A 24772-nucleotide genomic window follows, 5' to 3' on the forward strand; every position below is an offset into this window, starting at 1 on the left:
GGTAAATCGGCGATTTACCAGTCGCGGCGGGCTATGTGCGCTCCGTGTTCACGCCGGCTCAACCTTTGTCGGCGACTCCGCCGATCAGAATGAAGCGCCGGTCGCAATAGCCGCAATCGACGAAGCCTTCGTCGGTGTCGATTTCGAGCCACACGCGCGGGTGGCCGAGCGCCGCATCGGCGAGGCCGTCGCCGGTGCCGTCGCAGGCGATGCGGGTCTTGGGCGTGCGGATCGTTTCGGGTGCGGGCTGGGTCATCGACCGCGCCCATAGCAAGGCCGCGAAGGCTCGGCAATCGGGTCTGCGCATGGAGTGAGGGCCATGACGGCACCGGTGCAAGCCCCCGTCCGGGTGCCAGTGGTCCCCCGGTGCCGTCTTCCCCCCACAGGAAAGCCTAAAGATAGTTCAAGGTGATCGTGAAGGTGCCGCTGTATTCGCCCGGCACCTGGTTCGCGCCGACCTCGAGCGTCGCCCCGACCGGGAAATTGTAGTTGCCGAGCGGCGAGGTGATACGGAAGCGGGTCGGCGACGTCGACAGGATCGCGGTCGGCGTGCTGCCGATCTCGAAATTGCGAACGCGCATCCGCGTGCCCGGCCCGGTGATCCAGATGCTGTTCGATCCCAGCGAGATGTTGACCTGGCGATTGAAGCTGCCGAGCCCGGCGAAGCGCGCGGGCTCGCCGCCATCGCCCGCGAGCGTCACGCCGCCGGTTCGGCTCCGCGATCCGTCGGGCGCGATCGTGACGGTCCCCGCGGCATTCGACGGAATGATGTCGCCGAAGTCGAGGTCGTTCACCTTGAAGAAGGAAAGCGGGCGAAGCACAATGGCTTCGGCCTCGCCCTGCGCGCCCGCCTGCGCCTGTACCGGCGAGGTGACGCCGGGCGCGATGAAGAGCGCGAATGCGATGAGGCCGCGCTGCAAACGCAGCGGGCGAAAGATGTGACTGGTCCCCACAGGCATCGTTCTAGCGGCGAGTTTCCAATTTAGCGTTAACGCATGGGTCAGCAGAAAATCTATCGGCGATCATGGCTTTCGCATGGGCTGGCGCGCGGCTATGCAGGCCGCCATGAGTGAAGCCGCCATCCGCATCGACGCCGTCTCCAAACGCTATGCCGGCGGCAAGCAGGCGCTCGACAATGTCAGTTTCGATGTCCCGCGTGGGGCAATCTTCGGGCTGCTCGGGCCGAACGGAGCGGGCAAGTCGACGCTGATCAATATCCTCGCGGGGCTGGTCAACAAGACGAGCGGGTCGGCGAGCATCTGGGGCTTCGACATCGACGCCGATCCGCGCAACGCCAAATATTCGATCGGCATCGTGCCGCAGGAGATCGTCTTCGATCCCTTTTTCACGCCGTTTGAGACGCTCGAGAATCAGGCAGGCCTCTATGGCGTGCCGAAGGACAGGCGCATTTCGGACGATCTGCTCGCCGCTGTGCACCTCAGCGACAAGCGCGACGCTTATGCGCGCACGCTCTCGGGGGGCATGAAGCGCCGCCTGCTCGTCGCGAAAGCCATGGTCCATTCGCCGCCGATCATCGTCCTCGACGAACCGACCGCAGGGGTCGATATCGAGCTCAGGCAACAGCTTTGGGAATATGTTCAGAGCCTCAACGACCGCGGCGTCACCGTGGTGCTGACGACCCACTATCTGGAGGAAGCCGAAGAGCTTTGCGACCGGATCGCGATCATCAACCATGGCAAGCTGATCGCGAACAAGCCGACGCGCGAACTGGTCGACATGGCGCGCGAGAAGATCGTCGTCGTGACGCTCGACGCCGATGTCACGGTACTACCGACGCATCCGGCGTTCGAAAAGGTCGAGCGTGACGGGACGCGCGGGCTCGCGATCAGCTATAACAAGGACCGGATGAACGCGGGCGAAGTGCTCGCGGCGGTGAACGCGATGGGGCACGGCATCGTCGATGTTTCGACGCGCGAGGCCGACCTTGAGGACGTCTTCCTCAACCTGACGCGCAGCGCGGCCTGAGGCTCAGCGCCGGTAGCGCGCGAAAAAGCCCCACATCGCCTCATTGTCGGCGACCCATTCGTGGCCGCGACCCTGGACGATACGCCCTGCGACGCGCGCGTTGCCGAGGCAGTTCGAATAGATTTGCTCTTCGGCGGTCTCGGACACGGGGACGGTTTCGGGACCGGTGCTGCAGCGATCGAGTTCGGCCCAGCGCGCGAGCGCGGTCGCCATCGAATATTGCCAATAGCCCGCACCGCCGCCCGCTACGGGGTTGGTCGTGTCGTCGCTGCCCGCAAAGGCATAGACCGGAATCGCCTTCTTCGGCTGACAGGTTGCGGGGTCGGGGCGCTGCGGATCGCCGGGTGAAGGATTGCCGGCGCGAAGCCCGACGACGGGTGCGATCGCCGCGAAGCGATCCGACGCTACGCAGCCGAGCCAGGAGGTCATGCGCCCGCCGCCCGACAGACCCGTCGCGTAGACACGCTCTTCATCGATGCAAGTCTGCGCGGCAAGCCAGTCGATCGCGGCGGTCAGATAGGCGACGTCGTCGGGATCGTCGGCGGTCGGCACCGCACCGGTGACGGTCGGCACGCCGGGGATGTTCCAGACGAAGCCCTTGCCGGCGGGAATGCCGGCGTCGGGCGCCGCGAGCAGAAAGCCGTGATGGTCGGAGGTCGCGGCTAGCCCCGAATGGCGTAGCATTTCCTGCCCATTTCCGGTGCTGCCGTGGAGAAGGAAGACGAGCGGCAGATCGCGGATGCGACGCACCCCGACGGGAATATGAATCAGCATCGAACGCCCGGTGTCCCCGACCGCGACGCGCTGCGTCGTTCCCGGTGCGCCGAGGGTGCAGCCGGGCGCGGCCAGTGCGGGCGCGCCGAAACCGAGAACCGCGATCAGGGCGACGGCGAGGATGCGAAACAGGGACAGGGGCCTTCTCCTTCGCGGCTTTGCTAGGCGGCGAGGGCGGTTGCGGCAAGGGCGCGCATCGAATTGAACCGCCGCCGCTTTCGCGTATAGGTGCGCGCACCGACGGCCGATAGGAGCCTGCCTTGTCCACCGAAATACAGCATGACGTCATCATCATTGGCTCGGGCGCCGCGGGGCTGACCGCCGCGATCGCGCTCGCCGATCATTGCCGCGTGCTCGTGCTGGCGAAGGGCGAGCTGACCGGCGGATCGACCGCGTGGGCGCAGGGCGGGATCGCGGCGGTGCTCGATGCGGGCGACACCTTCGAGAATCATATCGATGACACGATGATCGCGGGCGGCGGGCTCAACCGGCGCGAGACGGTCGAGTTCGTCGTCGAGAATGCGCCGCACGCGATCGAACGGCTCGTCGAAATGGGCGTCCCCTTCAACAAGGACGCCGAGGCGCTGCACCTGACGCGCGAGGGTGGGCATTCGCACCGCCGTATCGTCCATGTCGACGACGCGACCGGCTGGGCGGTGCAGGCGGCTTTATTGAAGACCGCGGAAGCGCATCCGAACATCACGCTCCTCCCGGGGCAGGCGTGCATCGACCTGATCACCGGCCGTCACGAGGAGCGTTATTCGGGCTCGGGGCGCGTGTGGGGCGTCTATGCGCTCGACGAGACGAGCGGCAAGGTCCACGCGCATGTCGGCCGCGCGACGATCCTCGCGAGCGGGGGGGCGGGGCGCGTGTACCAGTTCTCCACGGCGCCGCGCGGCGCGACCGGCGACGGCATCGCGATGGCCTGGCGCGCGGGCTGCCGCGTCTCGAACATGGAGATGATGCAGTTTCACCCGACCTGCCTCTACAATCTCGACGTCAAGAATTTCCTGATCACCGAGGCGGTGCGCGGCGAAGGCGGCATATTGAAGCACCCCGTCACGGGGCATCGTTATATGCCCGATTATGACGCGCGTGCCGAACTCGCGCCGCGCGACATCGTCGCGCGCGCGAACGACGACCAGATCAAGCGTTATGGCCTCGACTATGTCCATCTCGACATCAGTCATCAGGACCCCGATTTTGTCGCGGGCCATTTCCCGAACATTTACGAGAAGCTGCTGACGCTCGGGATCGACATGACCAAGCAGCCGATCCCTGTGGTGCCCGCGCAGCATTATACCTGCGGCGGGGTGCTGATCGACCTCGACGGCCGCACCGATCTGCCGGGGCTTTACGCGGCGGGCGAATGCACCGAGAGCGGGCTCCACGGCGCCAATCGCCTCGCGTCGAATAGCCTGCTCGAATGCTTCGTGTTCGGCGAGGCTGCGGCGAAGGACATCATCGCGCGCTGGGACCGGCTCGAACCGCCGCCCGCGATCCGGCCGTGGGATGAAAGCCGCGTCACGGATTCGGACGAAGAGGTGGTGATCAAGCAGAACTGGACCGAAATCCGCCGCTTCATGTGGAATTATGTCGGCATCGTCCGCACGACCAAAAGGCTCGAACGCGCGCAGCACCGAATCAAGATGCTGACGGGCGAGGTTGGCGACTATTACGGCCATTTCCGCGTCACGACCGACCTGATCGAGCTTCGAAACCTGTTGCAATGCGCCGAGCTGATCGTGCGCAGCGCGCTCCACCGCAAGGAAAGCCGCGGGCTGCACTATACGCTCGACTATCCCGACATGCTGGCGCACCCGGTCGATACGGTGCTGGTGCCTTAACCACCGATCCCGAGCAGGCGGCCTGCCAGAATCAGCACGATCGCGCCGATCACCGAGGCGAGGCAGCCCGCGCGGCTGAAATCGCCGCGGCCGCGCGAGGTGGCGAGCCCCGCGAGCAGCGAGCCGCCGATGCCGAGCAGGATCGTCGCGATCCACCCCATCTCGACCGCGCCGGGATAGAAGAAGCGCGCGAGCGCGCCGATGATGAGGCCCGAGATGATCGCGCCGATGATGTTGATCATGCGTTGAACCCCTCGTTCAGGAACCGCTCGGCGAGCGCCGCGTGCAGCGCGGCGCCACGCGCCATCACCTTTTCGTCGAGCACCATATGGTTCGAATGCAGCCCGCAGCACTGGCGCCAGTCGCTGCCCGCCTCACTCGCGCCGAGCCAGAACATCGCGCCCGGCACTTTTTCGAGCACATAGGAGAAATCCTCGGCACCCATCACCGGATTCTCCATCGTTAGCCAGGCCTCTTCGCCGAATGTCGCCTCGACGACCGACTGACCGAACGCCACCGCGCGTGCATCGCAGATCGTCACTGGGAAGCCTTCCTCGATCGTCACCTCGGCGGCGCATCCATGCGCTTCGGCGATCGCGGGGGCAAGGCGCTTCAGTTCGCGCGCGACCATCGCTCGGCGTTCGGGCGACAGCGTGCGGATCGTGCCGAGCATCTCGGCACTTTCGGGGATGATATTATTGGTCGTCCCTGCCGCGATCTTTGCGATGGTGACGACCGCGGGGTCGAAAACCGAAACGCGGCGCGTGACCATCGCCTGGATTGCGGTGACGATCGAACAAGCGACGGGGATCGGGTCGATGCTGTCGTGCGGCATCGACGCGTGCCCGCCCGCGCCCTTGATTGTGATCGAGAGGACGTCGGACGAGGCGAGCAGCGGCCCCGCGCGCCCCGCGAAAATCCCGTGCGGCGCGTTGGGCATGATGTGGAGTGCGAAGGCTGCGTCAGGCAGCGGATCGATGATCCCGTCGTCGAGCATGAAGCGCGCGCCATGATAGCCCTCCTCGCCCGGCTGGAACATGAACATCACCGTGCCCGGCAATCGGTCGCGTGCGGCGCACAGCAGCCTCGCGGCGCCGACGAGCATCGCGACATGCGTGTCGTGCCCGCACGCGTGCATCGCGCCGCTGATCTCCGACGAGAAATCGAGCCCGGTCTCTTCGAGCAAAGGCAGCGCATCCATATCGCCGCGCAGCAGCACGGTGCGCCCGTTCGCAGGGCCGCGAAGGATCGCGATCAGCCCGGTCGTCGACGGCCCCTCGCGGAATTCGAGCGGCAGCCCGGCGAGCGCATCCTTGATCTTCGCGAGCGTCTTCGGGTTCTGCAGGCCCAATTCGGGCTCGCGATGGATCGCGCGGCGGAGGTCGATGAGGTCGTCGAGGAGATTATCGGCCTCGGCGGGCCAGCTCCTATTGGCTAAATTCATTGAATTTTCCTCGGTTGGATCGGGCAAAGCTAGTCAATGGCCGGCGACTTGTCAGCCCTCGGCCGATTTCCCGAGCAACAGCACCGCGAGCGCAATCAGGATCGCAACGCTGTGGAGCGCGATTCGCCGCCAGCGCGTCGGCGCGGGATCGACCCATTCGACGACGAGGGCGGTCAGCGACTGGACGCCGTAATAGAGAACGAACGCCTTCGACGCCCAAGCGATCACGGTGAAGATGCTGCCCGACCAAACGATGGCGGTCGCCGCGCCGGCCGCGACGACATATCCGACGCCCACCGATATCCGGTCGCGCGATGCCGTGCTCACCAGCCCGCTAGCGCCGTTCATGTCAGCCACCGCAGCCGACAGCTGCGACATCAGCGCCGCGACGATGACGCACGGCGCGATCAGCATGCCGACCGGACGCAGCAATTCGACGATATGCGTGTCGCCGCCCTCGGGTGGCAGGCGGCCGTCGAGCCAGGGCGTCAGCAGGCCGATGAACAGCATATAGACGATGAAGGCGATCCATTGCGCGTGGCGCATCGTTCGCACCCGCGTCTGCGCATCGTAGCTGTGGCCAAGGTAGCGCGAGGTTTCGAAACCCTGGACCAGAATGATGAGGCCCAGCAGAATGCGCAGCGAGTCCCAGCCCTCTGCCGTTCCGGCAAGCGGCTTGACCGTGACCCCTCCGTCCATGAGCAGCTGCGCGCCCATGCTCCACGCGAGCGCTGCGATCAGCGCTGCAATCAACGCCAGTTTGAGTCCAACCGAACCGAGCTCAACATGTTCGAGCCACCGCAGCCCGCCGAGATAACCGAGCACCGCCAGTACGGCGAGAATACCCGTCGTCACCAGATGTGCCAGCGCGGGATCGACGATCCCCAGCCCCTTGAGCGCGAAGTCGGAAAGCAGGCTGAGATAATAAGCGATCGACACGAAATAGGCGAGGATCAGCGCGAGGTCGGCGGCGCGGTCGAGCCAGATCAGAACGGGGCGCGGATTGTCGGCGGCGAGCATCGGCTCGAGCCGACTGATATTGTCGCGCACCGCGAGCCCGAACAGGTATGAAATGCCGCAAAGCGCCGCCATCGCCAACACCGCATAACGGCCTGCGGCATGGCCGAGAATCGGCCCTGCGACAAGGAAGCCGGAGCCGATGATGGAGGCAAGCGGGGTCACCGTCGCACGCCAATTGGTCGAACGAAGGACATTGGGCGACAGCATGAACGCCGCCCCGCCGACCGCGACGACGAGCATCGCGATGTCCGCGGAGTTCAACGTTGGCCGCCGAACAATTGCCGCCCCGCGAGGTCGAGCATGATTTCCTCGCTGCCACCTCCGATCGCATTGACGCGCACCTCGCGATAGATGCGCTCGACCTTGCTGCCCGTTATATAGGATGCGCCGCCGAGGATTTGCGCTGCCTCGCGCGCGACGGCCTCCAGCATCCGCGTCGCCTGTACCTTGAGCATCGCGAAGTCGGCGGGGCGGTCCTTGCCGTTTTTGACCTGCCAGGCGCAGAGGTCGACCCACGCCTGCGTCGCCTCGATCTGGCGCTCCATGTCTGCGAGCTTGATGCGGATCGACTGGTGGCCGACGAGCGGCTTGCCGAACGTCTCGCGGCTCTGCGCCCACTCGGCCGCCTCGGCCATCGCGACGCGGGCATAGGCGCAACAGCCCATCGCCATGCCAAGCCGCTCGCTGTTGAAATTGCGCATGATGCCGATGAAGCCGCCGTTTTCGGGACCGATCAGGTTCGCGGCGGGAACGCGGACGTCGCTGAAATAAATCGCCGCGGTGTCGCTGCACCGCCAGCCCATCTTGTCGAGCCTTGTACGCTCGACGCCGGGGCTGTCCATCTCGATCAGCAGCAGCGAGATGCCCGCGGCGCCCGGGCCGCCGGTGCGGACGGCGCAGGTCAGCCAGTCGGCGCGCATGCCGCTGGTGATGAACATCTTCCCGCCGTTGACGATATAGCTGTCGCCGTCGCGCACGGCCGTGGTCTTCAGGTTGGCGACATCGCTGCCGCCGCTCGCCTCGGTGATGCCCAGCGCGATGATCTTGTCGCCTGCGAGCACCGGCGGCGCGACGCGTTGTTTCAGTTCCTCCGAGCCCAGCGCAAGGATCGGGGGCAGGCCGATCCCATGCGTCATCAGCGACGCGCCGAGCCCGCCCGCGCCCACCGCCGCGAGTTCCTCGGTCAGCACCAGCCCGTGGAAATTGTCGAAGCCTTCCGAATGGCCACCATATTGTTCGGGATAGCGCAGCCCGAGGATGCCGGCATCGGCGGCCTTTTTGTGAAGCGCGCGCGGCAGTTCGCCCTCCGCCTCCCAGCGGTCGATGTTGGGCGCGATTTCGCGGTTCACGAAACGGCGGACGCTTTGCGCCAACGCTTCGTGGGTTTCGTCATAATGGGGCGATCGCGCGCGCCAGTCGTCGAAGGCTGTCATGGCGCGATGCTGCGCGGCGTTGACGCGCACGTCAAGTCGGGCTTGCACTGCGGCAACAAGCACTTAAGGTCGCGCGCCATGAACAAGCCCACCCTGCTCGCCGGCCTCGCCGCACTCGCCCTGATTTCCACCCCCGCGATGGCGCAGAAGTCGCCCGAAGCGGTCGCCGAGGCGGCGCTCAAGAAGGCGCCGGTGTTCGACGGGCATAACGACGTGCCGTGGGAACTGCGCGGCAGCGTCGGCAATGTGATCAACGGTTTCGACTTTCGCGACACCACCAAGCCCAAGCCCGACGGCAGCGTGATGCACACCGACATCCAGCGCCTGCGCAAGGGGCATGTCGGGGCGCAATTCTGGTCGGTCTATGTGCCCAGCAACACGAACGAGCAGCAAGCGGTGCAGCAGACGATCGAGCAGATCGACGTCGCGAAGCGGCTGATCGCGCGCTACCCGAACGACCTCGGCTTCGCGTCGACCTCGACCGAACTCGAACAGCAGATGAAGGCGGGCAAGGTGGCGGGCATGCTCGGCGCCGAAGGCGGTCAGTCGATCGGCTCGTCGCTTGCCGTGCTACGCGAGCTTTATGGCATGGGCGTGCGCTACATGACGCTGACCCATGGCAAAACGACGCCGTGGGCCGACAGTGCGACCGACGCGCCGCAGCATGACGGCCTCACCGATTTCGGCAAACAGGTCGTTCGCGAAATGAACCGCCTCGGCATGATCGTCGACCTCAGTCACGTCAGCGAAGCGACGATGAAGGACGCGCTGGAGGTGTCGAAGGCGCCGGTGATGTTCAGCCACTCTGGGGTGCGAGCGGTCAACGACCATCCGCGCAACGTGCCCGACAGCGTGCTGCCCGCGGTCAAGGCGAACGGCGGTGTCGTGATGGTCGTGCTATACGCGGCGTTCCTCGATCCCAAGCTGCGCGCGCACGGCCTGTCGCGCACGGCGGAAAAGGCGCGGCTCGACGCGCTATACGTCGGCAATCCCGATGCTGTCGCCCCGGCGCTGAAAGCGTGGGACGCCGCGAACCCGGCGCCGCAGGTGCCGATCGGGATCGCGGCGGACCATATCGATCATCTCAAGAAGACGATCGGCGTCGATCATATCGGGATCGGCGGCGACTATGACGGCATGGACGCGACCCCGGTCGGGCTGGAGGATGTCACAGGCTATCCGCGGCTGTTAGCCGAACTCGCGCGGCGCGGCTATACGCAGGCCGAGCTCGAGAAGATTTCGAGCGGCAACATGCTGCGCGTGCTCAAGGCGGTCGAAGCCTATGCGGCGAGCCAGAAAGGCCGGCCGCCGATCGAGACGCCGGTCGCGAAATAGGCCTAGGCGCGGCGGCGAAACGGCCAGTCGGTCGCGCCGCTCGCCCACACCGCCCACCAGATGATCAGCGGCTGTGCGGCAAGGCGCGGGGCGTGATACCACCAGCCGAGCGTCTCGCCATTGATGGCGACGTTCGCGAACGCGTGGTGGAAGTTCGCGGGCCAGACGCAGAGCGCATAGAGCGCGAGGCCCCAACCGGCCGCCTTGCGCACCCTTGGGATCATCAGCCCGATTGCGCCCGCGATTTCCGCGACCCCGGTCGCGGCGACGACGAAGACGGGCGCGGGTATCCACGGCGGGGTGATCGCGAGGAAAGGCGCGGGCGTCGCGAGATGGCGCCAGCCCGCATAACCATAAGCGAGCACGAGCAGCCAGCGCAGGATCGTGCGAACGCGCTCCTTCACCGTCCGATGGCTTGGAGCATCGCCTCGATGCTCGTGAATTTTTCGCGCGGATTGCCGTCGAGCGCGGCGGCGACCTCGGCCTCCTCGATCCGGCGCCAGTCGCGGAAGGTGACGGGGGTGATGCCCCGCCCCGCGAGCAAGGCATCAAGCGCGGGACGGCCCGCCTTGCCGGCACCGCGACCGATATCCTCGAGCACCATCTCGCCGATCCGGGCGCCGTCGGGCTTGTTGGTGCCGATCGTCCCCGACGGACCGCGCCGGGCCCAGCCGACCGCATAGAGGCCGGACAGGATGCGCCCTTCGTCGCTCGCGAAGCGGCCGCGGCCATGTTCATAGGGTACCCCGGGGATCGGCGGGGTCTGGTATCCGATGCAACTGATTACGAGGCCGGCGTCGACGGCATAGGTCTCACCGGTGCCATGGCTGCGAAGATCGGCGTCGAGGACGGTCTTCTCCACGATGACGCGTTGGACGCGTCCCTCGCCTTCGATCGCCACCGGCATCGCGAAGAAATCGAAATCGATCGTCACCGGTTTGGCGACCGGGTTGGCCGCGAATTGTCGAAGGTGCGTCGCCGACTTGCGCATCCCGGGCTCGAGCATCGCATCGTCGCCCTCGTCGGGGAGGTCGGCGGGATCGACACGCGGGCTCGCGCGCTCGAGATGACCGAGTTCGCCAAGCTCCTTCGGCGTCATCGCGATCTGGTGCGGACCGCGGCGGCCGAGGATCTGGATATGGCGCACCGCGCTCGCGGCCAGGATATCGCGCGCGTGCGCGACGATGTCGCTGCCTGCGAATTCGCTCGGCGTCTTGGCGAGGATGCGCGCGACGTCGAGGGCGACATTACCGTTGCCGATCACCGCCACACCCGGCGCGTCGAGCGGTGGATCGAGGTCGGCGAAGTCAGGGTGGCCGTTGTACCAGCCGACAAAGGCCGCGCTGCCGATTACGCCGGGAAGGTCGGCACCGGCTATGTCGAGCGGCCGATCGTTCGGCGCGCCGGTCGCGAGCACCACGGCGTCGTATAGGCCGACAAGCTCGTCGATCGTCACGTCGCTGCCAACCGAGACATGACCGACGAAGCGGACATTGTCGGTGAGCGCGGTGCCCTCGTAGCGGCGCGACACCGCCTTGATCGATTGATGGTCGGGGGCGACGCCGGTGCGAATCAGGCCATAGGGCACGGGCAGCCGGTCGATGACGTCGACCGCTATATCGTCCGCTTTCTGCAATGTTTCGGCGGTATAATAGCCCGCCGGGCCCGACCCGACGATCGCGACATGACGCATCAACCCACTCCTCCGGGCATCCGCGCGGGCGCGCGGCCCCTCTTTTGTTATGGGGTGATGCTAGCGGCGAAATGCGGCAGGGCAAGCGCGCTTGTGCGGGCCGCCGCTCCGGCCTTGACAGGCGGCCCCCGCAATCATATTGCGCGCCCCTCTTTGCCCCGTCGTCTAATGGTAAGACTACGGATTCTGATTCCGTCTATTGAGGTTCGAATCCTCACGGGGCATCCAGTTTTCGTCGCCGCGATCGCGAAGGCGGTACGAAACCTCCCAAACATTGATGGCGCCCCGGCCGCTTGCGCCACAAGGCCCCGCATTGGCACGCGCATGCTTTGCGTTCACCCCGCGGGGCGTGACGTTCGCCGTTGCCGGCATGCGTTGGGCTGCACCGCCACGCCGATCGGCGGCGATTCGCTCCAAGCGATGAACGGCCCGCGCTAGCGCCCCCTTTGGAAGAAGAGGGGACGAAAATGATCGAGGCTACGCATGTTGTCGCGGAAACCGGCCCGACGGCGCCTGTGAAGGCGATCCTGATCGGCGGTCTGGTGGGCGGCGTTCTCGATCTGGGTTTCGCCTTCACCGCCTGGGCGCTGAGGGGCGTCGGCCCGGCCGATATTCTGCGGAGCATCGCGTCGGGGCTGCTGGGCCCCGCGGCCCGGAACGGCTTTGCGCCGGTGCCCTTGGGATTGGTGAGCCATTTCCTGCTCTCGTTCCTGTTTGCCGCGGCATTCGTCCTCATCGCCGCGCGGATCGCGCCGTTGGGGCGCCAATCGCCCTGGCTCGCCGGTCCGCTCTACGGCGTCGCCGTCTATTTCGTGATGAACCGCATCGTGCTCCCGCTCTCGAACTTCGCCGTTCCGGCTGGCGGGATGTCGCTCAGCTTTGCGGACCTTGCATCGCACATGTTCCTCTTCGGCCTGCCGATCGCGCTGGCGGCGCATCGCTGGGCGCGGGTCGATTCATAAAAACGGACAATAACAGGGAGTATCAATATGTTGGGTAAATTTCGACCGCGTCACTATCTGCTTTCGACGACATTGCTCGGAAGCGTCGCCTGCATTACGCCAGCCTATGCGCAGGACGCGCCGGGCGGCGAGACGGCGATCGAGGATTCGGCGCCGATCGTCGTCACCGGCTCGCGCATCCAGAACCCCAATCTCGAGCAGTCGAGCCCCGTCCAGGTCGTGGGCGAGACCGAAATCGGACTTCGTCAGGCGACCAATGCCGAGGAACTAATCGGCGATCTGCCCGGCGTGTCACCCGGCGCCAACAGCGCGGTCAACAACGGGGGCGCGGGCTTCGCTTCGCTCAACCTGCGCGGCGTCGGCACCAACCGCAACCTCGTGCTGCTCGACGGGACGCGGCTCGTGCCGTCGTCGCTGCTCAGCGAGACCGACCTCAACATCATTCCCGTCGCGCTGATCGAACGCGCCGAGATCGTGACCGGCGGCGCTTCGTCGGTCTATGGCGCCGACGCGATCGCCGGCGTCGCGAACTTCATCACCAAGCGCGACTTTGCGGGCGTCGAGCTCGCCAGCACGGTGGGCATCACCGAACGCGGCGACGGCGCGCGCTATCGCTTCGACGTGACGGTCGGCGCCAATTTCGACGACGGCCGCGGCAACGCGGTGCTCAATGTCGGCTATCAGAAAGTCGAGCCGGTGCTGCAGGGCGGCCGCGCCGTTTCGCGCGATACCTATTTCCTCGACGGCAGCCTCGTCGGTTCGGGAACGACAACGCCGACGCGCATCAACAATCGCATCTACAACCCCGCCGATGGTGCGCTCCGCGACTATGTGGGGTCGCGCGACGCCTATAATTTCGCGCCCGACAATTATTTCCAGACCCCGCTCGAACGCTATAACCTGTTCGGCGCGGCGCAATATGAAGTCGCCGACGGTATCGAAGTCTATGCCAAGGGCATGTTCACCCGGTCGAAGGTGCAGCTCAGCCTCGCCTCGTCGGGGATGTTCGGCGACACATGGCAACTGCCGCTCAACAACCCGTTCCTGCCCGATGCGGTGCGGTCGGAGGTTTGCGCCTCGAACGCGATCTCGGCCGCCGACTGCGCCGCGGCAGGCGCCGCGACCAGCCCGAACGATCCCGCCTATCGCGAGGTCGCAACGGTCATCAACCGCCGCTTCATCGAGGCGGGGCCGCGCATCCGCAACCTGACGACCAATCAGTTTCAGCTCTGGGCCGGCGTTCGCGGATCGATCACCGATACGATCAAGTTCGACGTCTATGGTCTGCATGGCGAATCGGACCGCAAGAACAGCAATATCAACTGGGGCCTGAAATCGCGCGTGCAGCAGGCGCTGCGCGCGAACAGCGCGACTGAATGCGCCGATCCGTCGAACGGGTGCGTGCCGATTAACCTGTTCGGCGATGGCACCGATATTACGGACGAGGCGGTCGCCTTCTTCAACCAGCCGGCGGGGTCGACGGTGAGCACGCGCCTGTCGGTCGTCAGCGGCAGCATCTCGGGCGAACTGGGCAATTTCCTGGCCGGGGAAACGCCGATCGGCTTCGCACTGGGGGCCGAATATCGCAAATATGGCGCCGAGCAGGTGTCCGATGTCGCATTCGGGACGCAGGACGAGGTGCTGGGCACGGGGGCGCCGTCGCCGTCCTTCTCGGGCACTTATAACGTCAAGGAAATCTTCGGCGAGCTGATCGTGCCGATCGTCGAGGATGTGCCCGGCATCTATAGCCTGACCGCCGAAGCTGGCATTCGCTTGTCGGATTATTCGAACACGGGCACCAGCACGACGTGGAAGGCGGGCGGCACCTGGGAACCGTTCCGCGGCTACAAGATTCGCGGCATCTACCAACACTCGGTTCGGTCGCCGAATATTTCGGAGCTTTTCACGCCGATCACGACGGGCCTTGCGAACCTTGCCGAGGATCCGTGCCAGGGCTCCAATCCGGTCGGCAACGCCGCCCTCACCGCGATCTGCATCGCACAGGGCGCGCCGACGGGTTCGATCGGGAATATTCCGGCGCCCTCCTCAGGCCAGATCAACCAGACAGCGGGCGGCAATCCGGACCTCGACGTCGAGACCGCCGATTCCTACACGCTGGGACTGGTCGTGACGCCGCCGCAGGTGCCCGGGCTCGCGATCACCGCGGACTATTATCATATCAAGATTACCGACGCGATTACGTTGCCGACGCCCAACGACGTCTTTGGCCCCTGTTTCGACGAGGGCGATGCGGAGGCGTGTGCTCTGATCCGCCGCAATCCGCTCAACGGGTCGCTAAATGGCGGGGGGGATACGCCGGGGCAGATCGCGCTGCTTACCAATCAGGGGACGATCACGACGTCGGGCGTCGACCTGCGGATCAACTATGGCCTGCCCACCGGTTTCGGGCGGCTCAACTTCGACCTTTCGGGCAACTGGACCGAGCAGTCGAAGTTCAAGGCCTCGCCGACCAGCATCAATCGCGAGTGCGTCGGCCAATATAGTTCGAACTGTGGTTTCTTCGCCGGCGAAATCACCCCGAAATACAGCTTCAACATGCGGGCGACGGCGCAGATCGACGATTTCGGCGACATCTCGCTGCTGTGGCGCTGGCTCGACGGCTCGGATTATGAGCGAATCTTGGACGCCGACGGGATCGAACCCGATTATCTGCATATCCCGAGCTACAGCTATTTCGACCTGACCTATCGCGCCAGGGTCGCCGACATCTTCACGCTCACGCTGGCGGTCCAGAACCTGCTCGACAAGGACCCGCCGCTCGTCAGCAATTATGTCGGCACGACGGCGCTCAACTCGGGCAACACCTATCCGACAACCTATGACGTGCTCGGACGGCGTTACAGCCTGACCGCGAGCATGCGTTTTTAAGGGTCGCGCTTCCGGCGCCGGGGACCAGTCCCCCTCGGTGCCGACCCGGTGTGCGGACGAAGGGTGGTGCCTTCGTCCGCGCATCACATACGCTCTCACCCGCTCCTCTTCCGGCGCGGGTGAACGCACGATATCTGCGGCCGAACGTCGGTCGACAGCTTCTCGCCTTCCTGCGATAACCGCGCGATGAACCAAGTCGCGGCCTTTCCATCCACCGGCGTTTACGAAGTGGCCAAGGCCGGCCGGGAAGGCCGCCTCGAACGCCAGCGGCGGCAAGCGATCCTCTGGCTTACCGGCGCCTTCTGGGGCCTTCACACGCTGGCCTTATGGATCGCCGATCTGCTCGACCACCACCCGCATCTCCTGCGCGCGACCGCCGTGCGGTTGATGCTCATGGCGATCGGCCTGGCTCTTTGCTTCGGCATCCACATGATATTGCAGAAGCTGAACCGACGGGCCTGGCGCCAGAAGGCGCCGATCGTCTTTTTTGCTTCGCTCGTCGCAGCCGAATCCTTCGCCTGGTGCACCTATTTCGCCCTGGTCTATGCGAAGGGAGAGCCGGTCCAGCTTGCGATCGACGGCAGCGCGGTGATCCGCACCCTCGTTCCCTGGACCTGGTTTTTTCTGGCATGGGTCGGGCTTTATCTGGCCGTTCAATATGGTTTCGAGGCGCGCGCGGAAGAACGGCGCTCGGCGCAGCTCCGTACGATGGCGCAAGCGGCGAAGCTGCAGGCGCTCCATTACCAGATCAACCCGCATTTCCTGTTCAACAGCTTCAACGCGGTATCGGCGCTGATCCTCGACGGGCGGGCCGACGACGCCAATGCGATGGTCGAGCGGCTAGCGAGCTTTTTCCGCGTCAACCTTGCAACCAATCCCGACATCGACATTTCGTTGACGGAGGAGGTCGCGCTGCAGGCCACCTATCTTGAAATTGAGCGGACACGCTATCCCGACCTGGAAATCCGCATCGACCTGCCGCCGGAGCTCGAACGCGCGGCGGTGCCTGCTTTCCTGTTGCAGCCGCTGGTCGAGAACGCCGTCAAGCACGGCGCCGGCACAGCGGGTGCCGGGGACGCGTGGATCGCGATCTCGGCGCACCAGGAACAGGGCCGGCTGGAGATCGTGGTCGAAAACAGCTGTTCGCCATCGCGCGGGCGCGCCGGGATCTGCGGCACGCATACCGGCCTCCGCAATGTCCGCGACCGACTCTCCAATCGCTTTGGCGCCGACGCGAAATTGTCGATCGAGCGGCTGCCCACATCCCGCTTTCGCGCGACGCTCGAATTGCCGCTGGGATATGCCCGATGAAGATGCGGGTGCTGGCTGTCGACGATGAGCCGCTCGCGCTCCGGCGGCTCGAGTTGATCCTGGCGAAGCTGCCAGACGTCGAGCACGTCGGGTCGGCGAACGGTTGCCGCGAGGCCATCGCGAAGATCGCCGAGCTGAAACCCGATACCGTGCTGCTCGACATCAAGATGCGCGACGGAACCGGTTTCGACGTCCTCAGCCGGCTCCCCGAAGATGGCGTCCCGGGGGTCATTTTCACCACGGCGTTCGACCATTTCGCCGTTCGCGCCTTCGAAGCCCATGCTGTCGATTATATTCTTAAGCCCATCGAGCTTTCGCGGCTGCGCGCGGCGATCGACCGGTCGCGCGATCAACTCGCGGCGGCCGATGCGCGCGAACAAATCGCCCAGATGCGCGCGGTGATCGACGATCTGCGCGCGGGCTATCACGAGCAGGGGATACGGCAGCGCGACGACGAACTGTGGTTGCGCGGAACCGCAGGCGCACTGACCTGCATCCAGCGCGGCGATATCGACATGATCACCGCCGAGGATGACTATGTCCGGTTGCACACGGCGTCGGCATCCTATCTGTTGCGCGGGTCGATCAGGGCGGCACAAGCCGACCTTGACCTTCCGGAAGAGGAGTTCGTCCGCGTGCATCGCCGCGCGCTGCTGCGGCGAAGCGCGATCGCCAGCGTGCGGCGCTCGGCCGGGAAAGGCGTGCGGGTGATCCTGCGAAACGGCACCGACGTCGGCGCCGGGCGAGTCTACGCCAAAAAATTGCTGCGCTCGCTTCCCGCGGTCGGCTGACCTCCCGCTTCCTCCAGGGGAGCAAAAAAACGCGGACCTGCATCCATCGATACGCGCCGCGCCGTCCAGTCGATGACCGGCGGCTACGCCGGTCCGGGCGGCGGCTTCGCGCGGCGGCCGATCTGGCTCCCCGGTTCGGATCGTCCCCGCCTTGCCGGAGGCGGCCGCCTGTGGTTTCACCATGCCAAGCGGCATGAAGGAGAGAGATGTTGGATCAGCTGATAACCGCTGCGGCAGCCGCCGTCCCCCCCGCACCCGCTGCGGTTCCGCCCGCTGCGGTCAGCGTGCCCCTTCCCGGCGCGCAGTCGATCAGTCCCGCCGACGTTGCGGCCTATATCGATCCGCGCGATGTCGCCTCTTTCCTCCCTCCGCCGCCGCCGACCACCGAGCTTGTCGCGGTGAGCGACCGCTTCTTCGGCTGGCTCGAAAACATCACGATGGTCGCGCTGTTTGTCGTCGGCTTTTTCCTGCTCGCCCGATTGCTCCACGCGTGGATGCTCCACCGCTCGATCCGCCGCGCGCTCGATGCGAAATCGGATGCGGTCAGCCCGCTGATCGACAAGCTCAACAAGCCCTATGAGCATCTCGGCTGGCAAGGCGGCAAGGAAACGACCAGCGGCGGCGACGATCGCAACGCGCTTGTGCTGCTCGCGATCGGGCTGGCGATGGCAGGTTTCGGCCTGATTCAGGGGCACGAACAATTGATTCGCACGTCGGCGGGCGCCGCGCTCTTTCCCATATTCGTCGGTATCGCCCTCCTCGTCCGCCGCCGCCTCGCGCGTGCGGCGGCTGCGGAGGAGCGCGCTGCTGCGTGATGGGGCAGGCGCCGATGAGGATTGGGCTCTCAGCCAGCGTGTCGCAGGGGGCGATCGCGCCGCTTTTCAGCTCCTCGTGCTGCGGCACGAAGGGCGATTGCGCGCCTTCCTGTCCCGCGCCGCCGGGTGCGATGCCGACGATCTGGCGCAGGAAGCTTTCGTCCGTGCGTGGCAGCGCGCGGGCGAGTTTCGGGGGCAAGGAAGTTACGCGGCCTGGCTCATGGGAATCGGCTGGCGGCTGTTTCTCGACCAGCGGCGCACCGCGCGGCGGCGCGAGGGCCTCGCGGCGGGCGAGGAAGTGGCGAGTGCAAACGATCCGCAGCCCGCGAGCGATGCAGCGATCGATGCCGATCGTCTGCTCGCCGCGCTGTCGCCGCAGGAACGCGCGGCGCTTACGCTCTGTTTCGGCCATGGCTGGTCGCATGGCGAGGCGGCCGCGATCATGGGGGTGCCGCTCGGCACGCTCAAATCGCTGGTCTTGCGTGGCCGCGCCAAGGCGCAGAAGATGATGGGCGAAGGAGCGGACGGATGACGGCACCGGACGATCAGGACATCGATACGATGCTCGCCGCACTGCTGGCGCCACCCGAGCGCCCCGGCGACCGCGGTTTTGCGATCGGGGTCGAACGCGCGATCGATGCACAGGCGGCTTACGCGCACGCGCGGCGGCGCTTCTGGCGCAGCTTCGTGTTCGAGGCGCTCGCCGTGGCCGCGCTGCTCGCGGCGCTGTGGCTTTTGTCGTCGGCGCCGACGCTCGCTCCGCTTGCCGGAGCCGCGCATTGGGGCCTCGCGCCGCCGCTGCTGCTCATCCTGCTGCTGTGGTTCGGGACGCAGCGCTGGCGCCAGGCCTAGGGCACCACTCGGCTAGCCGGCGGGTGCGTCCTCGCCCTCGAGCCCCTGATATTTCAGCTGGAGATAGCGTTCGCGCGTCGCGAGCTTGTCGAGCTCGCCCGCGGCAAGGCTGCGCGCGGCGTTGCCGATTTCTCCTTCAAGCATCTTGAGGCCGCCGACGAGCGTCTCGTCGGGAGTACGGCCGGCGTGGGCTTCCTTGCGGAGACCCGCGGGAATGCGCTGGTAGCCCGCGACGAGTTCGGGCAAATCCTCGCCGACGAGCTTGCGGATATTGGCCGCGGCGGGGCTCGACGCATCGAGCGTCTGGAGCTGCGGCGCGAGCAGGTCGAGCTGGACGCCGATGCCGTCGACGAGCTGGCGCGCCGGTGCGGGCAGCATCGGCCGCTGCGCTTCGAGCCAGATTTCGGTACGGCCGGCGAGTTGCTTCAGATCGGCCTTGGGGAGATCCGCCTGGCGCGGCTCGGGAAAGGGCGGCCATTTGCCGAACAGCACTGCGACGCCGACGAGCAGCACGAACAGCGCGAGCAGCCCGACGAAGCCGAGCGGCTGGATCAGCGCGCCGAACACCGCAGCCCCGATCAGCACAATCCCGCCCGCGATCAGCATCCGGCCGAGCTTTTTGTAAAGATGCTGGCGGCGCAGCGCGACGCTTTTGGTGCCGATCGGGCGGCGGCGCGCGCGCGACCGTTCGATCGCCGATTCGGCGGTAATCCGGATCTTGTCGACTTCGCTCATGCTCACCGCTTAGCCTTCGAGCGCGGCGAGCGGGCTGTCGGCGCCGCCGACGCTGGCCTGCGCCTGGCTCGCTCCCTCGGCGCGCGCGATATAGCCCTTCGACTTCGCGACCTCGCTTTCGAGCGTGCCCACCGTCGTCTTCATGCTGTCGAGCGCCTTCAGCTTGAAAGTGTCGATCGCGTCCATCGTGTCGTAGATATTCTGGAACGCGCGCTGCAGCGTCTCCATCGGGATCGTGCTCGACGCCGCCTGCTCGTGGATGCGCGCGGTATTGTCCTTCAGCATCTTCGACGTGCCGTCGATGATGTTCGCGGTCGTCGTGTTGAGCGCGGTGATCTGTTCGAGCACCAGCTTCTGGTTCGTCATCGCCTGCGCAACGGTGATCGCGGTCTTGAGCGCGCCGACGGTGGTGGTCGAGGCGCGGTCGACGCCCTTCACCAGCTCGACATTATTCTTTTTGACGAGGTCGAGCGCGAGATAGCCCTGCACCGTTACCGCCATCTGGGTGAGCAAATCCTGCGACCGCTGGCGGGCGTAAAAGAGCGCATTCTCCCGCAGCACCTTTGCCTTGGCGGGGTCGATGCCGTCGAGTTCGTTCGCCTTGGCTTCCAATTTTTCGTCGAGCGTCTGGGCGATGTGGACCATCTGTTCCAGCTTGCCCATCGATTCCCACATCTTGCGGCGCTCGACGTCGATCGCGGCATTGTCCATCAGCAGCTCGTCCTTGCCATTGGCAAGCGCGGTCAGGATGCCGCCGATGTGCGTCTGCGCGCTGCGGTACTGCGCGAAATAATTATTGATCTTGCCGCCGAAGATCTTGTCGAGGAACCCGCGCTTCGAGATCAGCTTGCCGTTCGCCGACGGGTCGAGGCGCTCGACGGTGGTGCGCAGCTCGATCAGATTCTGGCCGATGTCGGTATCGCGGTCCATCGCGCGGATCGGGCGATCGAGGAAGCGGTTCGAGTGGTTCGCCGCCTCCAGCATTTCCTTGCGGCCCATGTTGGTGATCTGGTCGACCTTTTGCCCGAAGGCGGGCGAATTGACGTCCTGCGCGACGAGGTCGTCGATGAAGCCGTCGACGCGTTCGCCAAGCTTTGACTTTTGTTCGGTCGACAGCGGCACAAGGCCGGCGGCCTTTTCGGGCGAAACCGACGGTACCGGATCGGGCGGGGTCAGCTTCAGCTCGTCGGTCGCGGTTGCTGTCGCGGTCACTTCGCTCATTCGTCTTCCTTCCAGCCACCCAAGAGAGAATTTGGGCCGCAAGCCTATATGGCATGCGGTCCTGTGTTATTCAAGCACCACACCCCTCCCCCCTGAGCGCCGGGGCGATCCAGGCGGAGAGGATCAGCTGCGCCATATGATAGACGAGGATCGGAACGAGCACCATGCCGGCGATGGCGGGCGGGAACAGCGTCGCGGCGAGCGGGGCACCGACCGCGATGCTCTTTTGCGCGCCCGAGAAGAGCAAAGTGATGCGGTCGGGACGGGTAAGCCCCAGCATCCCGCCAAGCGCCCAGGCGCCGCCGAAGGACAGCACGAGCAGGACCGCAATCCCGCCGAGTACGACGACGATTTCGCGCGCGTCGAGCAGGCTCCAGATACCCGCGACCACTGCCGCCGAAAAGGCGACATAGACCGCGATCGCGATCGCGGTGCGGTCCATGAGGGTCGCAAGGCGGCGGTGCGCGAGCACCCACGGCCGCAACCAGCGCTGGACGAGCTGGCCGGCAACGAAGGGCAGGAGCAGGATCGAGACGATGCGCAGCACGGCCTGCCCGTGGATCTCGCCTTCGGCGCCCGCGAGCAGCGCAAACAGTAAGGGCGAGAGGGCGACCCCGCTGAGGTTGAGCAGTGCCGCCGCGACGACGCTCGCCGCGACATTGCCGCCCGCGAGGCTCGACGCGGCGGTCGCCGACTGAACCGTCGACGGCAATATGCCGAGGAAGAGGAAGCCGAGCGCCAGCGTCGCGGGAAGCAGCGGCGCGATCGCCGCTTGCGCCGCGAGCCCGAGCAGCGCCATGCCGCCGAAACAGAAGGCGAATGCGCTTCCCTGCAGCTTCCAGTTGCGGATGCCGTGGAGCACTTCGTCGCGGGGCAGGCGCACGCCGTTGAGGAAAAAGAGGAAGATGATCGCCGCGGTCGACAGGCCCTGCGCGATCGGTACAGTGCTCCCACGCACCGGGAGCAGGCTGGCGAGCAGGATCGTCGCGAACAGGACGGGGACGAAGCGGTCGGGGAAGATGCGGGACAGCATTGGTGCGAGCGATGGCGGGATGCAGCGGGATTGGCAAGCCGGCAAGAGGCGATAGAGAGACGCGATGGCCCATATCCTGATCTTTGCCGCTTTGCCCGAAGAAGCCGACGCGCTGTTTCCCGGCACCGGCGAACAGGTCGGTGGGCTGTTTGCCGGGCGGCGGCTGGTCGTCGGCAACCATAGCCTCTCCATCGTCACCACCGGGCTCGGCAAGGTCAACGCCGCGCTATGCGCCGGCGCGCTCGCCGGCGATGCCGACATACTGCTGATGGCCGGCACCTGCGGTTCGCTCGGCGCGGCGCCGGGTGCCTATTGGATCGCCGAGGCGCTGCAGCACGATTATGGCGCCAATCAGCCGGGTCACTTTCGTCGTTACCGCGCCGGCGAATGGCCGATCGGCGAGGCGGGTGACGCGCATTTTTCGGCGATGGCCGATCCGGGGCTTGGGCTGCCGCACGCGCGGATCGCGAGCGGCGACAGCTTCGTCGCCTGCCCCGAAGCCGCCGCCGATCTGGCGGCGCTCGGCGCGACGCTCGTCGACATGGAGGTCGGCGCAGTCGCGCAGGCCGCGGCGCGGTTTGTGCTGCCGTGGGCCGCGATCAAGGCGGTCACCGACGAAGCGAACGACGACAGCGCCGGGGATTTCCATGCCAATCTCGTTCGCGCCGCGCGCGCTGCGGCGCACGAGGTCGAGCGGCTGATTACGATGATCTGAGGCGTTCCGCCCGGGTCCCGCCTGTGATAGTCTGGCGCATAACGACCGAGGGAGAGACTCGCCATGCGGTACCGGTCTTCACTAGCCACGCTTGCCGCCTGTGCGGCTTTCGCCGCGTCGATTGCGTTCGCGGCAGGCAGCGGCGGGAGCGGCAGCAGCGCCCCGCCTAGCCAGAGCGCCTACGACCCGACGGTCGATTATCAGAAGGGCGCCGACGCCTTCGCCTCCGGCAAATATGACGAGGCGGCAAAAGCGTTCAAAAAGGTCGTTTCGGCGGTGCCGAAAAATCCGCAGGCCAATTACCTGCTCGGCGCGAGCTATATGGCGCAGGGCGAGTTTTCGCGCGCGGTGAAGCCGCTCGAGGCCGCGGTGCGCTATGACGAGAAGATGGTCGATGCGCGCCGTGACCTTGGCATTGTGCACGCGAAGCTCGGCAAGGCGGACAAGGCGGACGAACAGCTCGGTGCGCTGAAGGCGATGCAGGAGGGATGCGCCGGGACTTGCGCCGATTCGGCAAAGCTCGCCGACGCGGTCGCCAAGCTGGAGGCGGCGGTTGCCGCCGGTCCGCAGGCCCAAAGTGCGGTCGAGCCCGAGGTACGGCTGGCCTCGGCCGCGACGCTTGATGCGACCTATGTCGCCGCGGTGGGCCTGATCAACGAGCATCGCTACGAAGCCGCGATCGCGAAGCTCGACGCGGCCTTGTGGGCGGCGGGGCCGCATCCCGACGTGCTCACCTATCTCGGCTTCGCGAACCGCAAGCTCAAAAATTATGACGCTGCAGAGACTTATTACCGCGAGGCGCTCGCCATTGCGCCGGCGCATCGCGGCGCGCTCGAATATTATGGCGAGCTGAAACTCGAACGCGGCGACGTCGCAGGCGCAAGGGCGCATCTGGCGAAGCTCGAGGCGATCTGCGGCTTCGGCTGCCATGAGGTTGACGAGCTTCGGCGCTGGATCGTCGCGGGGCGCGCATCCGCAAGCTGATCGCGCTCGCCGCGCTGCTCCTCGGCGCTGCCGCGGCGCCGGGCACCGCGCCGCGGGCGTTCGAGCAGTTGCGCTGGACCGCACCGGGGGCCGAGCTTGCCTTGCTGTCGGAACAGCCCGCGACCTGCGTGGCGGGCGACGATGATATGATCCGCGGCGGCCGGGCGCTGTTCGCGACCCCGACCTTGCTCGGCGGGCAGGCCGCGAAGGCTGGCCTCAGCTGCGCGAGCTGCCATATCAACGGGCGCGACAATGTGCATTTCCTGCTCGCCGGCGTTTCGGCGGGGCCGGGGACCGCCGATGTGACCAACAGCTTCTTCAGCGCGGCGCGCGGTAACGGCCGCTTCGATCCGGTCGCCATTCCCGATCTGGCGAAAACGGGGAAGGTCTCGCGCGATCCCGGAACGCGCGCGCTCGAAACGTTCATCCGCAATCTGATCGTCGAGGAATTCGGCGGGCAGGAACCGACGCCTGCAATGCTCGATGCCCTCGCCGCCTATGTCCGCGCGATCCGGCCTTGCCCGGGCGAGCCGCGGGTCGCGCGGCGGCTGAGCGATCAGCTGGCGGCGATTGCCGACGGCGCCGCGGGTGCGCGGCTGATGATCGATCGCGGAGATCAACAGGGCGTGCGGCTGGCGATCGCATCGATGCGCCATCAGTTGGGCTTGATTGCGGAGCGCTACGCCGGGCCGCGCTTTGCGCGCGATCGGTCCGCGCTGCTAGCCGCATCGCGCGAGTTACAGGCGATCGGGGATACCAACGATCTTACCCGCCTGTGGCCCCTCCTCGAACAATGGAAGCGCGATTTCGACGGTGGACTCGCGAAGCGGTTGCAGCGCGGCGGGAGCCGGTCGCTTTATAACGCGAAGCATCTGGCGCAGGTGCTACCGCGCTAACCCGCCGTCGGCAATCATGTTGCGCCGCAGCACCAC

The 24772-nt window shown here is 66.1% G+C and carries 25 protein-coding genes and 1 tRNA gene; 14 read left to right on the top strand and 12 right to left on the bottom strand.

Features of this window, described 5'->3' with window-relative positions; translation table 11 throughout:
• Positions 1–58: 58 nt before the first annotated feature.
• Together E5675_RS19880 and E5675_RS19885 are read right to left on the bottom strand one after the other, a co-directional pair.
• Positions 59–256: a zinc-finger domain-containing protein gene (locus E5675_RS19880; RefSeq protein ID WP_136176022.1), complete on the bottom strand. Its 198-nt coding sequence runs from the start codon at positions 254–256 to the stop codon at positions 59–61.
• A 136-nt stretch (positions 257–392) separates the two neighbouring features.
• Positions 393–953, bottom strand: coding sequence for a DUF4402 domain-containing protein (locus tag E5675_RS19885; RefSeq protein ID WP_136176594.1), 561 nt, complete (start codon positions 951–953; stop codon positions 393–395).
• 112 nt (positions 954–1065) lie between these two features.
• Here E5675_RS19885 and E5675_RS19890 point away from each other — a divergent pair, with 112 nt between their 5' ends.
• Positions 1066–1986, top strand: a complete 921-nt coding sequence (locus tag E5675_RS19890; protein ID WP_136176023.1) for an ABC transporter ATP-binding protein — start codon at positions 1066–1068, stop codon at positions 1984–1986.
• Between the two features lie 3 nt (positions 1987–1989).
• Here E5675_RS19890 and E5675_RS19895 read toward each other — a convergent pair whose 3' ends face one another.
• A complete protein-coding gene (locus E5675_RS19895; protein ID WP_247594696.1) occupies positions 1990–2760 on the bottom strand; it encodes a PHB depolymerase family esterase in 771 nt (256 codons plus the stop codon).
• Between the two features lie 260 nt (positions 2761–3020).
• On the opposite strand from E5675_RS19895, the gene nadB reads away from it, so the two are divergent.
• Entirely contained in the window at positions 3021–4607 is a 1587-nt protein-coding gene (gene nadB, locus E5675_RS19900) for an L-aspartate oxidase (protein ID WP_136176025.1), read from the top strand.
• Here nadB and E5675_RS19905 read toward each other — a convergent pair.
• Genes E5675_RS19905 through E5675_RS19920 form a run of 4 tightly spaced genes read right to left on the bottom strand, consistent with a single transcriptional unit; the run spans position 4604 to position 8504 of the window.
• On the bottom strand, positions 4604–4849 hold the full coding sequence (locus tag E5675_RS19905; protein WP_136176026.1) for a GlsB/YeaQ/YmgE family stress response membrane protein: 246 nt from the start codon (positions 4847–4849) through the stop codon (positions 4604–4606). The two genes, nadB and E5675_RS19905, sit on opposite strands and share 4 nt — an antisense overlap.
• Complete coding sequence (locus tag E5675_RS19910; RefSeq protein ID WP_136176027.1) at positions 4846–6051, bottom strand: M20 family metallopeptidase; 1206 nt, start codon at positions 6049–6051, stop codon at positions 4846–4848. The genes E5675_RS19905 and E5675_RS19910 overlap by 4 nt, the downstream gene beginning before the upstream one ends.
• 51 nt (positions 6052–6102) lie before the next feature.
• Positions 6103–7332: a hypothetical protein gene (locus tag E5675_RS19915; protein WP_136176028.1), complete on the bottom strand. Its 1230-nt coding sequence runs from the start codon at positions 7330–7332 to the stop codon at positions 6103–6105.
• Positions 7329–8504 (bottom strand): acyl-CoA dehydrogenase family protein, encoded by a 1176-nt coding sequence (locus tag E5675_RS19920; RefSeq protein ID WP_136176029.1) that lies wholly within the window; start codon positions 8502–8504, stop codon positions 7329–7331. The genes E5675_RS19915 and E5675_RS19920 overlap by 4 nt, the downstream gene beginning before the upstream one ends.
• Positions 8505–8582: 78 nt before the next feature.
• On the opposite strand from E5675_RS19920, the gene E5675_RS19925 reads away from it, so the two are divergent.
• Positions 8583–9839, top strand: a complete 1257-nt coding sequence (locus E5675_RS19925; RefSeq protein WP_136176030.1) for a dipeptidase — start codon at positions 8583–8585, stop codon at positions 9837–9839.
• Positions 9840–9841: 2 nt separating this feature from the next.
• Here E5675_RS19925 and E5675_RS19930 read toward each other — a convergent pair whose 3' ends face one another.
• Together E5675_RS19930 and E5675_RS19935 are read right to left on the bottom strand one after the other, a co-directional pair.
• Complete coding sequence (locus E5675_RS19930; protein WP_136176031.1) at positions 9842–10243, bottom strand: DoxX family protein; 402 nt, start codon at positions 10241–10243, stop codon at positions 9842–9844.
• Complete coding sequence (locus E5675_RS19935) at positions 10240–11532, bottom strand: FAD-dependent oxidoreductase (protein WP_136176032.1); 1293 nt, start codon at positions 11530–11532, stop codon at positions 10240–10242. The genes E5675_RS19930 and E5675_RS19935 overlap by 4 nt, the downstream gene beginning before the upstream one ends.
• Before the next feature lie 154 nt (positions 11533–11686).
• Between E5675_RS19935 and E5675_RS19940 the strand changes: the two genes are divergently transcribed.
• From E5675_RS19940 to E5675_RS19975, 8 genes are all read left to right on the top strand, one after another.
• Positions 11687–11760: transfer RNA gene (locus E5675_RS19940), tRNA-Gln, on the top strand.
• Between the two features lie 239 nt (positions 11761–11999).
• Positions 12000–12494, top strand: coding sequence for a hypothetical protein (locus tag E5675_RS19945; protein ID WP_136176033.1), 495 nt, complete (start codon positions 12000–12002; stop codon positions 12492–12494).
• A gap of 27 nt (positions 12495–12521) precedes the next feature.
• Positions 12522–15383, top strand: a complete 2862-nt coding sequence (locus E5675_RS19950; protein WP_136176034.1) for a TonB-dependent receptor — start codon at positions 12522–12524, stop codon at positions 15381–15383.
• 186 nt (positions 15384–15569) lie between these two features.
• Complete coding sequence (locus E5675_RS19955) at positions 15570–16694, top strand: histidine kinase (protein ID WP_136176035.1); 1125 nt, start codon at positions 15570–15572, stop codon at positions 16692–16694.
• Positions 16691–17485 carry a LytTR family DNA-binding domain-containing protein gene (locus E5675_RS19960; protein WP_136176036.1) on the top strand — a complete coding sequence of 265 codons (795 nt, stop codon included), beginning with the start codon at positions 16691–16693 and terminating at the stop codon, positions 17483–17485. Before E5675_RS19955 ends, E5675_RS19960 begins: the two co-directional genes overlap by 4 nt.
• Before the next feature lie 206 nt (positions 17486–17691).
• Positions 17692–18300 (top strand): hypothetical protein, encoded by a 609-nt coding sequence (locus E5675_RS19965; RefSeq protein WP_136176037.1) that lies wholly within the window; start codon positions 17692–17694, stop codon positions 18298–18300.
• 76 nt (positions 18301–18376) lie between these two features.
• Positions 18377–18832 carry an RNA polymerase sigma factor gene (locus tag E5675_RS19970; protein ID WP_168707940.1) on the top strand — a complete coding sequence of 152 codons (456 nt, stop codon included), beginning with the start codon at positions 18377–18379 and terminating at the stop codon, positions 18830–18832.
• Positions 18829–19152, top strand: coding sequence for a hypothetical protein (locus tag E5675_RS19975; RefSeq protein ID WP_136176039.1), 324 nt, complete (start codon positions 18829–18831; stop codon positions 19150–19152). The genes E5675_RS19970 and E5675_RS19975 overlap by 4 nt, the downstream gene beginning before the upstream one ends.
• 12 nt (positions 19153–19164) lie before the next feature.
• Here the strand turns inward: E5675_RS19975 and E5675_RS19980 are convergent, their stop codons facing one another.
• The 3 genes from E5675_RS19980 to E5675_RS19990 form a co-directional block, all read right to left on the bottom strand.
• Positions 19165–19887, bottom strand: coding sequence for a hypothetical protein (locus E5675_RS19980; protein WP_247594697.1), 723 nt, complete (start codon positions 19885–19887; stop codon positions 19165–19167).
• Positions 19888–19896: 9 nt separating this feature from the next.
• Positions 19897–21108, bottom strand: a complete 1212-nt coding sequence (locus tag E5675_RS19985) for a toxic anion resistance protein (RefSeq protein ID WP_136176041.1) — start codon at positions 21106–21108, stop codon at positions 19897–19899.
• Between the two features lie 70 nt (positions 21109–21178).
• Positions 21179–22141 (bottom strand): bile acid:sodium symporter family protein, encoded by a 963-nt coding sequence (locus tag E5675_RS19990; RefSeq protein WP_136176042.1) that lies wholly within the window; start codon positions 22139–22141, stop codon positions 21179–21181.
• Positions 22142–22205: 64 nt separating this feature from the next.
• Here E5675_RS19990 and E5675_RS19995 point away from each other — a divergent pair, with 64 nt between their 5' ends.
• From E5675_RS19995 to E5675_RS20005, 3 genes are all read left to right on the top strand, one after another.
• Positions 22206–22856 carry a purine phosphorylase gene (locus E5675_RS19995; protein WP_136176043.1) on the top strand — a complete coding sequence of 217 codons (651 nt, stop codon included), beginning with the start codon at positions 22206–22208 and terminating at the stop codon, positions 22854–22856.
• Positions 22857–22919: 63 nt separating this feature from the next.
• The gene (locus E5675_RS20000) at positions 22920–23840 is read left to right on the top strand and encodes a tetratricopeptide repeat protein (protein WP_136176044.1); all 921 of its coding nucleotides are present in this window, start codon (positions 22920–22922) and stop codon (positions 23838–23840) included.
• Between the two features lie 68 nt (positions 23841–23908).
• Complete coding sequence (locus tag E5675_RS20005; protein ID WP_136176045.1) at positions 23909–24736, top strand: hypothetical protein; 828 nt, start codon at positions 23909–23911, stop codon at positions 24734–24736.
• The last annotated feature ends 36 nt before the right edge of the window (positions 24737–24772 follow it).

It is taken from the genome of Sphingopyxis sp. PAMC25046 (genome assembly GCF_004795895.1).
GTDB lineage: Bacteria > Pseudomonadota > Alphaproteobacteria > Sphingomonadales > Sphingomonadaceae > Sphingopyxis.

What these genes read in the sequence shown, in the direction of transcription:
- E5675_RS19880 (WP_136176022.1), bottom strand. Translation starts at nt 256, where the DNA reads ATGACCCAGCCCGCACCCGAAACGATCCGCACGCCCAAGACCCGCATC.
- E5675_RS19890 (WP_136176023.1), top strand. Translation starts at nt 1,066, where the DNA reads ATGAGTGAAGCCGCCATCCGCATCGACGCCGTCTCCAAACGCTATGCC.
- E5675_RS19895 (WP_247594696.1), bottom strand. Translation starts at nt 2,760, where the DNA reads ATGCTGATTCATATTCCCGTCGGGGTGCGTCGCATCCGCGATCTGCCG.
- E5675_RS19905 (WP_136176026.1), bottom strand. Translation starts at nt 4,849, where the DNA reads ATGATCAACATCATCGGCGCGATCATCTCGGGCCTCATCATCGGCGCG.
- E5675_RS19910 (WP_136176027.1), bottom strand. Translation starts at nt 6,051, where the DNA reads ATGAATTTAGCCAATAGGAGCTGGCCCGCCGAGGCCGATAATCTCCTC.
- E5675_RS19920 (WP_136176029.1), bottom strand. Translation starts at nt 8,504, where the DNA reads ATGACAGCCTTCGACGACTGGCGCGCGCGATCGCCCCATTATGACGAA.
- E5675_RS19925 (WP_136176030.1), top strand. Translation starts at nt 8,583, where the DNA reads ATGAACAAGCCCACCCTGCTCGCCGGCCTCGCCGCACTCGCCCTGATT.
- E5675_RS19935 (WP_136176032.1), bottom strand. Translation starts at nt 11,532, where the DNA reads ATGCGTCATGTCGCGATCGTCGGGTCGGGCCCGGCGGGCTATTATACC.
- E5675_RS19945 (WP_136176033.1), top strand. Translation starts at nt 12,000, where the DNA reads ATGATCGAGGCTACGCATGTTGTCGCGGAAACCGGCCCGACGGCGCCT.
- E5675_RS19950 (WP_136176034.1), top strand. Translation starts at nt 12,522, where the DNA reads ATGTTGGGTAAATTTCGACCGCGTCACTATCTGCTTTCGACGACATTG.
- E5675_RS19955 (WP_136176035.1), top strand. Translation starts at nt 15,570, where the DNA reads ATGAACCAAGTCGCGGCCTTTCCATCCACCGGCGTTTACGAAGTGGCC.
- E5675_RS19960 (WP_136176036.1), top strand. Translation starts at nt 16,691, where the DNA reads ATGAAGATGCGGGTGCTGGCTGTCGACGATGAGCCGCTCGCGCTCCGG.
- E5675_RS19965 (WP_136176037.1), top strand. Translation starts at nt 17,692, where the DNA reads ATGTTGGATCAGCTGATAACCGCTGCGGCAGCCGCCGTCCCCCCCGCA.
- E5675_RS19975 (WP_136176039.1), top strand. Translation starts at nt 18,829, where the DNA reads ATGACGGCACCGGACGATCAGGACATCGATACGATGCTCGCCGCACTG.
- E5675_RS19980 (WP_247594697.1), bottom strand. Translation starts at nt 19,887, where the DNA reads ATGAGCGAAGTCGACAAGATCCGGATTACCGCCGAATCGGCGATCGAA.
- E5675_RS19985 (WP_136176041.1), bottom strand. Translation starts at nt 21,108, where the DNA reads ATGAGCGAAGTGACCGCGACAGCAACCGCGACCGACGAGCTGAAGCTG.
- E5675_RS19990 (WP_136176042.1), bottom strand. Translation starts at nt 22,141, where the DNA reads ATGCTGTCCCGCATCTTCCCCGACCGCTTCGTCCCCGTCCTGTTCGCG.
- E5675_RS19995 (WP_136176043.1), top strand. Translation starts at nt 22,206, where the DNA reads ATGGCCCATATCCTGATCTTTGCCGCTTTGCCCGAAGAAGCCGACGCG.
- E5675_RS20000 (WP_136176044.1), top strand. Translation starts at nt 22,920, where the DNA reads ATGCGGTACCGGTCTTCACTAGCCACGCTTGCCGCCTGTGCGGCTTTC.